This is a genomic window from Ferrigenium straubiae (assembly GCF_051257895.1).
Classification (GTDB): domain Bacteria; phylum Pseudomonadota; class Gammaproteobacteria; order Burkholderiales; family Gallionellaceae; genus Gallionella; species Gallionella straubiae.
On sequence record NZ_CP194331.1, the window covers coordinates 1 to 12,516 of the forward strand.

The 12,516-nt window shown below is 57.3% G+C and carries 11 protein-coding genes and 1 tRNA gene; 6 read left to right on the forward strand and 6 right to left on the reverse strand.

Going from position 1 to position 12,516, the window contains the following annotated elements; all coding sequences use genetic code 11:
* Positions 1–230 precede the first annotated feature (230 nt).
* From ACRRNM_RS00005 to ACRRNM_RS00020, 4 genes are all read left to right on the forward strand, one after another.
* Entirely contained in the window at positions 231–656 is a 426-nt protein-coding gene (locus ACRRNM_RS00005; RefSeq protein ID WP_435626198.1) for a hypothetical protein, read from the forward strand.
* A 2-nt stretch (positions 657–658) separates the two neighbouring features.
* Positions 659–1,687, forward strand: coding sequence for an OmpA family protein (locus tag ACRRNM_RS00010; RefSeq protein WP_435626199.1), 1,029 nt, complete (start codon positions 659–661; stop codon positions 1,685–1,687).
* Between the two features lie 223 nt (positions 1,688–1,910).
* Positions 1,911–3,434: a hypothetical protein gene (locus ACRRNM_RS00015; RefSeq protein ID WP_435626200.1), complete on the forward strand. Its 1,524-nt coding sequence runs from the start codon at positions 1,911–1,913 to the stop codon at positions 3,432–3,434.
* A 45-nt stretch (positions 3,435–3,479) separates the two neighbouring features.
* Positions 3,480–4,307: a hypothetical protein gene (locus ACRRNM_RS00020; RefSeq protein ID WP_435626201.1), complete on the forward strand. Its 828-nt coding sequence runs from the start codon at positions 3,480–3,482 to the stop codon at positions 4,305–4,307.
* Between the two features lie 229 nt (positions 4,308–4,536).
* On the opposite strand, the gene ACRRNM_RS00025 is transcribed toward ACRRNM_RS00020, so the two are convergent.
* From ACRRNM_RS00025 to ACRRNM_RS00050, 6 genes are all read right to left on the reverse strand, one after another.
* Positions 4,537–6,570, reverse strand: a complete 2,034-nt coding sequence (locus tag ACRRNM_RS00025; RefSeq protein WP_435626202.1) for a sodium-translocating pyrophosphatase — start codon at positions 6,568–6,570, stop codon at positions 4,537–4,539.
* 209 nt (positions 6,571–6,779) lie between these two features.
* Positions 6,780–8,153 (reverse strand): adenylosuccinate lyase, encoded by a 1,374-nt coding sequence (gene purB / locus ACRRNM_RS00030; protein ID WP_435626203.1) that lies wholly within the window; start codon positions 8,151–8,153, stop codon positions 6,780–6,782.
* Positions 8,154–8,191: 38 nt separating this feature from the next.
* Positions 8,192–9,289 (reverse strand): tRNA 2-thiouridine(34) synthase MnmA, encoded by a 1,098-nt coding sequence (gene mnmA, locus ACRRNM_RS00035; RefSeq protein WP_435626204.1) that lies wholly within the window; start codon positions 9,287–9,289, stop codon positions 8,192–8,194.
* A gap of 50 nt (positions 9,290–9,339) precedes the next feature.
* A complete protein-coding gene (locus ACRRNM_RS00040) occupies positions 9,340–9,786 on the reverse strand; it encodes an NUDIX hydrolase (RefSeq protein WP_435626205.1) in 447 nt (148 codons plus the stop codon).
* A gap of 63 nt (positions 9,787–9,849) precedes the next feature.
* The gene (locus ACRRNM_RS00045) at positions 9,850–10,107 is read right to left on the reverse strand and encodes a hypothetical protein (RefSeq protein ID WP_435626206.1); all 258 of its coding nucleotides are present in this window, start codon (positions 10,105–10,107) and stop codon (positions 9,850–9,852) included.
* Positions 10,108–10,225: 118 nt separating this feature from the next.
* Positions 10,226–10,310 (reverse strand) — tRNA-Leu (locus ACRRNM_RS00050).
* An 80-nt stretch (positions 10,311–10,390) separates the two neighbouring features.
* Here ACRRNM_RS00050 and queA point away from each other — a divergent pair.
* Together queA and tgt are read left to right on the forward strand one after the other, a co-directional pair.
* The gene (gene queA / locus ACRRNM_RS00055; protein ID WP_435626207.1) at positions 10,391–11,422 is read left to right on the forward strand and encodes a tRNA preQ1(34) S-adenosylmethionine ribosyltransferase-isomerase QueA; all 1,032 of its coding nucleotides are present in this window, start codon (positions 10,391–10,393) and stop codon (positions 11,420–11,422) included.
* A complete protein-coding gene (gene tgt / locus ACRRNM_RS00060) occupies positions 11,412–12,515 on the forward strand; it encodes a tRNA guanosine(34) transglycosylase Tgt (protein ID WP_435626208.1) in 1,104 nt (367 codons plus the stop codon). The genes queA and tgt overlap by 11 nt, the downstream gene beginning before the upstream one ends.
* Position 12,516: the final 1 nt, after the last annotated feature.

The window sequence follows — 12,516 nt, forward strand, 5'->3', positions numbered from 1 at the left end:
GGCCATTGCGGACCTTCGTTAAGTACACAAAATTTTAGGCATCTTCTACAAGGGGGTGCTGGTCAAGGTACCTATCACAGTGGCCGCAGAATGACAATATGCCGAAAGATATATGGTTTTTAAAAGTAAACTCATATCTAATCCTATGAAAACAAGGGGGAGAAGGTCAGAGCTGATAATCCTTTGTAGCTACCCAATAATTGCTGTTCTTGAGGTCAACTAACTCCGATATGAAAAAGAAAAACAAAAACAAGTGGGACGTACCAAAGGTTATATCTGGCTGCTGTTTAATGGCGTTCTTACTGCCATTGACAGGAGATTCATTGGCTTTCAACTTGGGTGAGGCTCTGGGACAGCTTCAAAATTCTGTTCAGGAACAAAAATCGCAGTCACAAACGAGCCCCAATCAGGTATCGCCTCCTGCGTCGGATCAAACAGAACCATCGAAAGTGGACGATAACCCTTGTAATAACAATGCACGAAATGTTGGCGCTATTGTCGGTGGACTTGCGGGTTTGTTTCTTGCCAAAGATAACAAGGATCCCCTTGCCAAGGTTGTGGCGGCCGGTATTGGAGGTGTGATTGGAGGTGCGATTGGTTTTGAAATTGATAGGCGAGAGTGTGAGTTGGCGCGTATCCAAAAAAATATGGGTTAGAAATGGAGGTAACCCGCCTTGCAGATGGCGTTAGCGCATCGTCAGCAGAGGAAGCTACAGGTGCAACCACAAATCCCAACACTACGGAAAAGCAAGACGTTGGGCTCTCTGTGTCAGTAATTGATCAAGAGGGTAAGCCTCAGTTTGAGACGGGATCTGCTGTAATTTTGCCTGCTGCGAAAGCTCATTTTAGTGAGCTTGCTAAGCAATATGTAGCTTCCGATCAATTAAGGAAGCAGGCAGAAGGAAAGACAAAGGAGCAAAAAGAGAATATTTATAAGGAACTAAAAAAGAAAAGAATACTACTTGTCGGTCACACGGATGACACCGGCGATTCAAAACTGAACGCAAAACTATCCGAAGAGCGCGCGAAAGAAGTTGCCAGGGTATTCAAAGAGGTTGGCGTCGGTGAGGATCAGCTTTATTACCAAGGTGCAGGCGAAACCCTTCCTATTGCCGACAACAAGACGGAAGTAGGCAGGGCAAAGAATCGCCGAGTTGAGATAGTCGATCTGAGTAATGAAGACAAGTTTCAGCAATATCTGCAGAGCCGTCGTCCGAAGACAACCTACTATCGCCCCGTTCAGGCGACAACCGAGGCGGCTACGCCTTCTGCTGCAACTCAGGGAAAGCTAGTGGAATCCGATCAACCGACAAATCCGACAGCCTCGTTTGTTGATTTCGGCGGTGTTCCGTTGGCTGCTAGTAACTCAAGCCCCAATATCGGCAAGGTAAGTGGCGGCGATTCTGGATTTTCTTTAATTAGCTCGGCGCATGCCGATACCGGCCCGATTCTGAGTTGCGCTCAAGATCGTCCTCGAAGTGTTGGCGCCGTAAAGTTGCTACAGAACGATGCAACGTATGCCGGGCGTGACTACATGCCAGGCACTTATGACAGCTCATGGGTTGCAAATGCAAATGGACATTTGGTGACTTTGACCCATGTTGCGGTTCTGCGTGATGGTGCGGTACCGGTTGGCAAGCCGAGCCTTGCTGTTTATCGGGATTTCAAGGGGGGGGGGGAATGTTAAGCCAACCTCTATAGAGCCTGTTGAGGTAAATGTTTATCAGGGTAGCAAAGCCATGTTGTACCGAGCCTTCGGCAAAGGCTCTGTTCGCTGTATCGATATGGTGATCCCAAATAAATCGCCTATGTCGGCTCCTGATTCAAAGATCGTCTATCAAAACACATCGGGTCTGTATGTTGCAGCATTCGATGTGCGTGTCATTCAATAACTATAAGGAGGAGAAGGCATGTTTGAAGGCATTTCAAGTTTTATCGGGGCTAATCAGGCGTTGTGGTGGGCTCTGGGCATTTTGACTGGTGTGGTTGCCCTTTATCAAGCCAGCCAGAGTTTTTGGTTTCGCGATTTGTTTATGCGCTTGCCTTGGATCGGCGGCATTGCCAGATGGTCTAAAAACACAGAGAAAGGTAGTAATGGCTGGATGGTGGCGGAGGAGCGTCTGTGTACCGTTTATAAATATTTTGTGACGATGATCTCGGAAAGTAAGTTCAACGAGCGCATTGAGTACATGCGTAACGCTGGCGACTTGGGGCGTACCCCCATGCCAGTCTCTATCAAGGCGCTGTTGTTCGTGCTTGTGGTCTGCGAAGGCTTGGGCTTCTCATATATTCTCGGAACTTGGATGGCGCGCGACGGTAGCGCCAATACACATACGTTGTTGATGTTCGCCATCGTGTTTGTGATTGCTGTCATCTTGGTGTGGGTAACTCACGCGGCGGGTCACCAGTATTACCGAACCACCCTTCTGCGCTCTTGTTTTAAGCGTTATAAGGAGAAAGAGGGCTCTGAGTATTCGTCCATGTCTGTTGCATTGATGAACGACCAATCGATTGACGCCGATCAGGCGGACTACACTAGATGTATCAATCGTGTGGCCAAGGATTCGCACGACAAGGGCTCATATGCGTGGTCTTGGGTTGCGGCGGTTGCGATTTTGGTTATTTTTACATTGTCCACGGTAATGAGATGGGAGAATCTTCAGGGTGAGTTGACACGCGAAACGCGAAATCAGAGCCAAGCCACAAGCGGTTCAAGTACCAATCCTTTTGCTGGACTGGAGTTACCGAATAGTGTCACCGAGTCACAACAGGCAGCGGACAAAAAGCTTGACGAAGAAGTCGTCGCCAGCACAAAGGCTGAAGGGCTTGCTGCGATCTTGATGCTGGGCTTTATCTTTGTGGTAACGCAGATTGTCGGTTTCGGCGCAGGCTACAAATACGGCTTTGTTGGCCGTGAGAGTTATAAGAATGCGAATGGGGCAAACTCTTTGTGGTTTTGGTCGAAGAAGGATGGTGCGTTCGCAGATACGGGCGGGTTCTCTACCTACGATAGCTACTGGTCAACTTTTGAGCCATTGCTTGATCTGGTTGGCGAGCGTCTGCGCGAATTGCAACACCGCCTCCAGCAAAGTGCACACGAGAACATCCGACTGGACAAGACCTTCCTGGCGTATTTGGAAGAGCATCAGGCCAAGAGCAGTTCCACTCGTACGATGCTTGACCGTACATCGCCGTCAAGAGCGGTTGCCGAGTCGGCTCCCCAGGTTGGCCAACCAAGTACACGGAACAGTATCTCTCTAGTGGACAAAGCAAAGAACGATATAGGTGCGATGGCTGACAGGGAAGAACAGATTCGTTATTACAACGGGTTGCCTTCTGAAGTAAAGGCCGAGTTGAAACCTTGGCTCAAGCAACGCAAGGAAGATGCAGAGCGGAAAGCGAAAGAGCAGGAACAAGCGGAAGAGCTGTTCTAAAGAGCCAAGGGCCGCGCAATGCGGCCTGTTAAACGAAAGGTGGACATGAGTCACATCAAAAAAGTTGTCTTTGCATTGTTGTTTTTGATGGGGGCCGGGACGGTTCAGGCGGGTGGTATTCCGAGTTGTTATGAGGCCAACAAGCTGGGCGTCGCACCTCCTGCAAATGTTGAGTTGTTTGTCTTTGTAGACCAAACAACGATGTTCGATAAAGCGCTCAAACAGTCCATCATCGACAATGTTGGCCGGACATTGCGCCCAGGTGTGGCATTTTCAGTCGGCAGTTTCTCATCCTTCAATCAGGGCAAGTATGCCGAGGTGATTGCCTCTGGTACGCTGGAAGCACAGATTGATGCGAGCAAACGCAATGGCATCAGCACCAGGCTGCTGCGAAACTTCGATTCCTGCATGCAAAGCCAGCTGCAATATGGTGCTCAAGTCGCATGGAAAGCGATTGGGCAGGCGATGAATGGTAGTAGCTCGGATCTAGCCAAATCTGACGTGGTCGCAAGTCTGCGCGATTTTTCCGTACGTGTTCGTGAATCTACCGCACAAGAGAAAATTGTCCTGATTGCGTCGGATATGCTTGAAAACTCTTCCTTGACTAGCTTCTATTCCAACAACACAGTCCGAAGGATTGACGCCAACAAGGAGTTGAAAATCATCTCCAGTATGCTGGGCGATTTTGATGGTGCGCGCGTGTATGTTATCGGCACAGGCATGCTGACGGAAGATGCCAAGCACGCCAAAGGGGTGTATCGCTCACCTCAGGTGATGCAGGCTCTATCACAGTTTTGGACGGGCTACTTTGAAGGATCAAACGCCAAACTGGTTGAAATGGGGAAACCGGCGCTGATGAATCCGATTCGATGACCTGCAAGCATGCCGATGGTTCGTTGAGCCTTAACTTTGAGCTTCCGCTTCGGCCGAGAAGCGGTCTGTTGCGGCGATATCCTTGGCAGTCTCTTGATGGCACGCAGTGCCAGACTATCTCGTTATTACGCAGTCAGACAGCGGACGAGAAGGGCAGTGACCGGAATATTTCCGATGCGAAAAAAACGGGGCGGAAATTTCCGCCCCGTTCTTGTTTTGCCGCACCGTCTTAGAGCAGCGGCACGATCATCAGCGCGACGATGTTGATGATCTTGATCAGCGGGTTGACCGCCGGTCCGGCGGTGTCCTTGTAGGGATCGCCCACGGTGTCGCCGGTGACGGCGGCCTTGTGCGCTTCCGAGCCCTTACCGCCGAAGTTGCCTTCCTCGATGTATTTCTTGGCGTTATCCCACGCGCCGCCGCCGGTGGTCATCGAGATCGCGACAAAGATGCCGGTGATGATGGTGCCGACCAGCACGCCGCCGAGCGCCTGCGCGCCGAGGGTCAGGCCGACGATCACGGGCACGGCGATGGGCAGCAGCGACGGGACGATCATCTCCTTGATCGCGGCCTTGGTCAGCATGTCTACGCAGGTGCCGTATTCCGGCTTGCCGGTGCCTTCCATGATGCCGGGGATTTCCTTGAACTGGCGGCGCACTTCCACCACCACCGAACCGGCGGCGCGGCCTACCGCTTCCATGCCCATCGCGCCAAACAGGTAAGGCACCATGCCGCCGATGAACAGGCCGATGATGACCATGTGGTTCGACAGGTCGAAGGAAGTGGTCACGCCCAGCTTGGCGTCCAGCGCGTGGGTGTAGTCGGCGAACAGCACTAGTGCGGCGAGGCCTGCGGAGCCGATGGCGTAGCCCTTGGTGACCGCCTTGGTGGTGTTGCCCACTGCGTCCAGCGCATCGGTGATGATCCGCACGTCATGCGGCAGATGGGCCATTTCTGCGATGCCGCCGGCGTTGTCGGTGATCGGGCCGTAAGCGTCCAGCGCTACGATGATGCCGGCCATCGACAGCATCGAGGTTGCGGCGATGGCGATGCCGTAGAGTCCGCCCAGATGGTAGGCTCCCCAGATTGCCAGGCATACCGCGATGACCGGCGCGGCAGTGGCCTTCATTGAAACGCCCAGCCCGGCGATGATGTTGGTGCCATGGCCGGTGGTGGAGGCTTGTGCGATATGGCGCACCGGACTGTATTCGGTGGCCGTGTAATACTCGGTGATCCACACCATCGCGGCGGTCAGCACCAGGCCGATCAGGGACGCCAGGTACAGGTTCGTCGATGTCACCAGCTTGTCGCCGATCATTACGCCATCGCCGAGCATCCAGGTGGTCACTGGATAGTATGCGACCAGCGCCAGCACGGCGGAGACCGCCAGGCCGCGATACAGCGCATTCATGATCTTGCCGCCTTCGCGCGCCTTCACGAAATAGGTGCCGATGATGGATGCGATGATGGATACGCCGCCCAGTACCAGCGGGTAGATCACTGCTTCGGGAGAGCCGCTGATCATCAGGCCGCCCAGCACCATGGTGGCGATGATGGTCACGGCATAGGTCTCGAACAGGTCGGCCGCCATGCCGGCGCAGTCGCCGACGTTGTCGCCGACGTTATCGGCGATCACAGCAGGGTTGCGCGGGTCGTCCTCGGGAATGCCTGCCTCGACCTTGCCCACCAGGTCAGCGCCGACGTCGGCGCCCTTGGTGAAGATGCCACCGCCAAGACGGGCGAAAATGGAGATCAGCGAGCCGCCAAAACCCAGCCCGATCAGCGCGTGAGTTGCCTGCGAAGAGGTTGCGCCGGTGCCGGTCAGGAAGACGTAATAGCCAGCCACACCCAGCAGGCCCAGGCCCACCACTAGCATGCCGGTGATCGCGCCGCCCTTGAACGATACGTTCAGTGCCGCGTTCAGACTTTCCTTGGCCGCTTCGGCGGTGCGCACATTGGCGCGCACCGACACATGCATACCGATGAAACCTGCCGCGCCGGAGAGTACCGCGCCTATCGCAAAGCCGATGGCGGTCTGCCAGCCCAACGCGAAGAGGATAACGACGAACAACGCTGCGCCAACGATGGCAATGGTGGTGTATTGGCGGTTCAGGTAGGCGGAAGCGCCTTCCTGAACCGCAGCGGCAATTTCCTGCATTCTTGCGCTGCCGGTCGATTTGCCCAGAATCCATTTGATTGAAAACGCTCCATACAAGAGCGCCGCGACTGCACATAACAACGCAAATCCCAAACCACCTGACATGATTACCCTCCCTGAAAAGATAAATCAACAGACTGTTTCGATATTGAAGCGCGTGTTTAGAGCACTCGTGTATTGATTCTGGTGAGCCGGAGTACTTTAAGCGCCCCGATAATAGCACGGATTTTTTGAAATACTTTTTTCGGGAATGGGGGGTTGCAGGCGGACGTTTCCCGCATGGGGAATCGATCGCAATTTGGAGCGAAGCGGGTTTAGATACGCTTCGCCAACTCCGCCGCCTTGCCGGTATAGGTCGCCGGGCTGAGTTGCAGCAGGCGCTGTTTTTCCGCTTCGGGAATTTCCAGCGTCGCGATGAATGCCTGCAGGCTGGCGCGGTTGATGCCGCTCTGGCCGCGCGTCAGTTCCTTGAGCCGGTCGTAGGCGTTTTCGATGCCGTAGCGGCGCATCACGGTCTGGATCGGTTCGGCCATGACTTCCCAGCTTGCATCGAGGTCGGCCGCGATGCGCTGCGGATTGGCTTCCAGTTTGTGCAGCCCCTTCAGGCAGGATTCATAGGCGAGCAGGGTGTAGCCGAGCGCCACGCCCATGTTGCGCAGCACGGTGGAATCGGTGAGGTCGCGCTGCCAGCGCGAGACCGGCAGCTTCTCAGACATATGTCGCAGCAGCGCGTTCGCTAGCCCGAGGTTGCCTTCTGAATTTTCAAAGTCGATCGGGTTGACCTTGTGCGGCATGGTGGAGGATCCGACCTCGCCCGCCACCACCTTCTGCTTGAAGTAGCCGAGTGAGATATAGCCCCAGATGTCGCGATTGAGGTCGATCAGGATGGTGTTGATGCGCGCGTACGCATCGAACAGTTCCGCCATGTAATCGTGCGGCTCGATCTGGATGGTATAGGGGTTGAAGGTCAGGCCGCGCGCCTCGACGAATTTTTGCGCGAATGCTTCCCAATCCACGTCCGGGTAGGCTGCGAGGTGCGCGTTGTAGTTGCCCACCGCGCCGTTGATCTTGCCGAGCACTTCAATGCCGGCGAGGCGCTGCTCGGCGCGCTGCAGGCGGTACACCACGTTCGCCATCTCCTTGCCCAGCGTACTCGGTGTGGCGGTCTGGCCGTGGGTGCGGCACAGCATCGGCAGGTCGGCGAGTTGGTGCGCGAGGTCTTTCAGGCGTTCGGTCAGTACTTGCAGGGTGGGCAGCAGCACGGTTTGGCGCGCGCCCTTGAGCATCAGCGCGTGGCTGAGGTTGTTGATGTCTTCCGAGGTGCAGGCGAAGTGGATGAATTCCAGCGCCTGCGCGGTCTCGGGATTGCCAGACAGGTTTTCGCGCAGCCAGTACTCGATGGCCTTCACGTCGTGGTTGGTGCGCTTCTCGATGGCCTTGATCGCGGCGGCGTCTTCCTCGCAAAAATTCGCGTTGAGTGCATCCAGTTGCGCGATAGTCGCGGCGGAAAAAGGCGCGACCTCAGGGATGCCCGCTTGCGCGCTGAGCGCCTTGAGCCATTCGATCTCGATCTGCACGCGGAAACGGATCAGGCCGAACTCGCTGAAATAGCCGCGCAACGCATCCACCTTGGCATGGTAGCGTCCGTCGAGCGGGGAGAGGGCGATGAGTTGAGTGAGTGTGGTCATGGCGGAGTCTCGATGCGAAAGTGCGTATTTTACGTGAATCAGTTAAAGCCTTGTTCGATGATCGCGCCGCCCAGGCAGACCTCGCCGTCATAGACAACCACCGACTGCCCCGGCGTGACCGCCCATTGCGGCTCGTCGAATTCGACGGCGCAGTTGCCGTTGTCCAGTTGCGTGATGCGACATGGCGCATTGGTCTGCCGGTAGCGCGTCTTGGCGGCGTAGGGATGGTTGAGCTGCGGCGCAGCGCCGCCGATCCAGTGGCTATCCAGCGCGGTCAGGCGCTTGCTCAGCAGTTGCGGGTGGCCGTGCCCCTGCACCACGATCAGGCGGTTGTTCGCCATGTCCTTGGCTGCCACGAACCACGGCTCTCCGGTAGAGTCCTTGTCGCCGCCGATGCCCAGGCCCTGGCGCTGGCCGATGGTGTAGAACGACAGGCCGATATGCTGCCCCACGATTTTACCGTCTGGAGTGCGCATCTCGCCCGGCTGAGTCGGTAGATAGCGGTTGAGGAATTCGCGGAACGGGCGTTCACCGATGAAGCAGATGCCGGTGCTGTCCTTCTTGGCGTAGTTCGACAGCCCGTGTCGTTCGGCAATCGCGCGCACCTCGGACTTCAGCAGCTTGCCGAGCGGAAACATCGTGTGGCTCAGTTGGGCCTGGTTAAGGCGGTGCAGGAAGTAGCTCTGGTCCTTGCTGGCATCGCTCGCCTTGAGCAACTGGAACAGGCCATCCATCTCGCGCACCTGTGCGTAGTGACCGGTAGCGATGCAGTCCGCGCCGAGCTGCAGGGCATGGTCGAGGAAGGCCTTGAACTTGATCTCGGAGTTGCACAGGATGTCCGGGTTGGGCGTACGCCCGGCCTGGTATTCGCGCAGGAAGTAGGCGAAGACGCGCTCCTTGTATTCAGCGGCAAAATTCACCGCCTCGATCGGGATGCCTATGGTGTCCGCGACCGATACTGCATCCAGCAGGTCCTGGCGCGACGAGCAGTATTCGTCGCTGTCGTCGTCCTCCCAGTTCTTCATGAACAGGCCGGTCACGTCGTAACCCTGCTGCTTGAGCAGCAGCGCAGTGACCGAGGAATCCACGCCGCCGGACATGCCGACGACCACGCGGGATTTATGATTGCTTTTCACGTCTGCCTCCTCGCCCGCTTGCGGGAGAGGATTGAGGAGAGGGCTTGCTACTACTCATAATGGGTAATCAGCTCCAGCGGGTAACGCTTACCCGCAAGGTAATCCTCGATGCAGCGCAGGATCAGCGGGCTGCGGTGCCGTTCCTGCATGGCGCGGATTTCATCGGGCAGCAGCCATACGGCCCGGATGATGCCGGTGTCCAGCTTGCGCGCCGCGTCGTGTCCGGTGATCGCGCCGGTGAAGGCGAAGCGCAGGTAAGTCGTGTCCGATTCCGGCGCACGCCAGCGGTAGATGCCGAGCAGGTGCTCGGGAGTGAAGGAATACGCAGACTCCTCCAGTACTTCGCGTGTTACCGCGGCGAGCAACGATTCATCGGCCTCCAGATGCCCGGCAGGCTGGTTGAAACGTACACCCTGGGAGGTTTCTTCCTCGACCAGCAGAAATTTTCCGTCGCGCTCGATAACGGCGGCGACGGTGACATTGGGTTTCCAGATCATTTTTTCATTCTACCAAAACAAAAAAGGCAGGGTCGCCCCTGCCTCTTTCAAGCGCGTGCCCTATTACTTGGCTGCTTCAGCCTTTTTTGCCTTCTTGGCCTTCTTTTCCTTCTTTGCTGGCTTGGCTTCAGCCTTCTTCTCTTCAGCCTTGGCAGCAGGCTTGGCTTCTTCCTTCTTGGCTTCAGCCTTGGCAGGAGCAGCGGCAGCTGCAGGGGCTGCTGCGGCAGCAGGAGCAGCAGCCTTGGCTGCTTCAGCAGCAACAGCGGAGAAGGAAGCGGCGGCGAATACGGCAGCGATCAGTGCGGATAACAGTTTGTTCATTACGAGCTCCAATGATTAGGTTAATAAACGTTTATGACACTCACGTGTCGGCGCTATAACGCACTGCCTGCCCATTCGGTTGACATCGCGAATAAGCATATGAAGAAGCATATTGTATTGGTGCCGGGGGAGGGACTCGAACCCTCACGCCTTGCGGCACCGGATTTTGAGTCCGGCACGTCTACCAGTTCCATCACCCCGGCAAGGGAGGCCGCGAATTATCCATGAAACGATAGGCCTCATCAACTACAATCGCGGCCTTATAAAGATTGCAACACTGCTCATGCGCACCGAAGAATTCGATTTTGTCCTGCCCGAACGGCTCATCGCGCAACACCCGCCGGAACGGCGCGGCGCGAGCCGCCTGCTGTACGCGCATGGTGGCCTGCTGGAAGATTGCCGCTTTGCCGATTTGCTCGATTTGGTCAGGCCGGGCGATGTGCTGGTGCTGAACGACACGCGCGTCATCAAGGCGCGGCTGTTCGGCGAGAAGGAAACGGGCGGCAGGGTGGAGGTGCTGGTCGAGCGCGTGCTGGGAGAGCATGATGTCCTGGCGCAGGTGCGCGCCAGCAAGTCGCCCAAGGCGGGCAGCAGGCTGAGGTTGGCTGATGCGCTGGCGGTTGACGTGCTGGGGCGCGAGGGCGAGTTTTTCCGCCTGCATTTCGCCGGTGAGGAACCGGTGCTGGAGTTGCTGGAACGTTACGGCAGTTTGCCCTTGCCGCCCTATATTGCTCACGCGGCGGATGCAGGGGACGAGCAGCGCTACCAGACGGTGTTCGCTCGTGTGGCAGGCGCGGTGGCCGCACCCACGGCGGGGCTGCATTTCGATGAGGCGATGCTCCAGGCCCTGCGCGACAAGGGGGCGCGGATCGCGCATGTCACGCTGCATGTCGGCGCCGGGACGTTCCAGCCGGTGCGCACCGAGCATATCCGCGAGCATTCGATGCACAGCGAGCGCTACGAGATTCTGCAGCAGGCGGTGGACGCGATTGCAGCAGCACGTGCAGCAGGCGGGCGGGTGATCGCGGTGGGCACGACCAGCCTGCGCGCGCTGGAAAGTGCGGCGGCCGAGGGAGAGCTGAAAGCCGGTTCGGGCGAGACGCGCATCTTCATCACGCCCGGCTACCGTTTTCGCGTCGTGGATGCGCTGCTCACCAACTTTCATCTGCCGAAGTCTACCCTGCTGATGCTGGTGTGCGCCTTCGGCGGGATGGAGCGGATGCTGGCGGCATACCGCCACGCAGTGGAAAAGGAATACCGGTTTTTCAGTTATGGCGATGCCATGTTTATCGAGCGGAACGATCATGCAGTTTGATTTGAAAACAACCTCCGGCGCCGCGCGGCGCGGCCAATTGACCTTGACGCACGGCACGGTCGAGACCCCGGCCTTCATGCCGGTCGGCACCTACGGCACGGTGAAGGCGATGTCGCCGCAGGAGTTGAAGGACATCGGCGCGCATATCGTGCTGGGCAACACCTTCCACCTGTGGCTGCGCCCCGGACTGGAGGTGATTGAAGCACACGGCGGCCTGCACCGCTTCATGGGCTGGGATGGTCCTATTCTCACTGACTCCGGCGGCTTTCAGGTGTTCAGCCTGGGCGCGCTGCGCAAGATCACCGGCGGCGGCGTGGAGTTCAAGTCGCCGGTTAACGGCGACAAGTGCTTTCTCTCGCCGGAGGAGTCGATGCGCATCCAGAAGGTGTTGAACTCCGACATCGTGATGATCTTCGATGAATGCACGCCGTATCCTGCGGACGAGCGGGTCGCGGGCGAATCCATGCGCCTGAGCCTCAGCTGGGCGGAACGCAGCAAGCGTGCCCACGAGGGCAACCCCAACGCGCTGTTCGGCATCGTGCAGGGCGGCATGCACGAACACCTGCGCGATGAGTCGCTGCGCGGGCTGGTGGGCATTGGCTTCGACGGCTACGCGATCGGCGGCCTGTCGGTGGGCGAACCCAAGGAAGACATGCTGCGCATCCTGACCCACACCGCGCCGCAACTTCCGCAGGACAAGCCGCGCTACCTGATGGGCGTGGGTACACCGGAGGATATTGTCGCGGCGGTCGCGCAGGGCATCGATATGTTCGACTGCGTGATGCCGACGCGCAACGCGCGCAACGGCCACCTGTTCACGCGCCACGGCGACGTGCGCATCAAGAACGCGCAATACCGCCTGGACACGCGCCCGCTGGATGAGGAATGCCAGTGCTACACCTGCCGCAACTTCAGTCGCGCCTATCTGCACCATCTTTACCGGCTCGGCGAGATTCTCGGCGCGCGCCTCAATACCATCCATAACCTGCATTATTACCAGGAGTTGATGGGCGATATCCGTGCCGCCATCGAGGCGGATGCGTTTGACGCCTTCGTGGTGCGCTTCAGGCAGCAGCGCGGCGGGGAAGCGTGAA

Bases quoted from the DNA above. Each gene is read 5' to 3' on its own strand.
- ACRRNM_RS00015 (WP_435626200.1), top strand. From the start codon at position 1,911: ATGTTTGAAGGCATTTCAAGTTTTATCGGGGCTAATCAGGCGTTGTGG.
- ACRRNM_RS00025 (WP_435626202.1), bottom strand. From the start codon at position 6,570: ATGTCAGGTGGTTTGGGATTTGCGTTGTTATGTGCAGTCGCGGCGCTC.
- ACRRNM_RS00040 (WP_435626205.1), bottom strand. From the start codon at position 9,786: ATGATCTGGAAACCCAATGTCACCGTCGCCGCCGTTATCGAGCGCGAC.
- purB (WP_435626203.1), bottom strand. From the start codon at position 8,153: ATGACCACACTCACTCAACTCATCGCCCTCTCCCCGCTCGACGGACGC.
- tgt (WP_435626208.1), top strand. From the start codon at position 11,412: ATGCAGTTTGATTTGAAAACAACCTCCGGCGCCGCGCGGCGCGGCCAA.
- ACRRNM_RS00045 (WP_435626206.1), bottom strand. From the start codon at position 10,107: ATGAACAAACTGTTATCCGCACTGATCGCTGCCGTATTCGCCGCCGCT.
- ACRRNM_RS00005 (WP_435626198.1), top strand. From the start codon at position 231: ATGAAAAAGAAAAACAAAAACAAGTGGGACGTACCAAAGGTTATATCT.
- ACRRNM_RS00020 (WP_435626201.1), top strand. From the start codon at position 3,480: ATGAGTCACATCAAAAAAGTTGTCTTTGCATTGTTGTTTTTGATGGGG.
- queA (WP_435626207.1), top strand. From the start codon at position 10,391: ATGCGCACCGAAGAATTCGATTTTGTCCTGCCCGAACGGCTCATCGCG.
- ACRRNM_RS00010 (WP_435626199.1), top strand. From the start codon at position 659: ATGGAGGTAACCCGCCTTGCAGATGGCGTTAGCGCATCGTCAGCAGAG.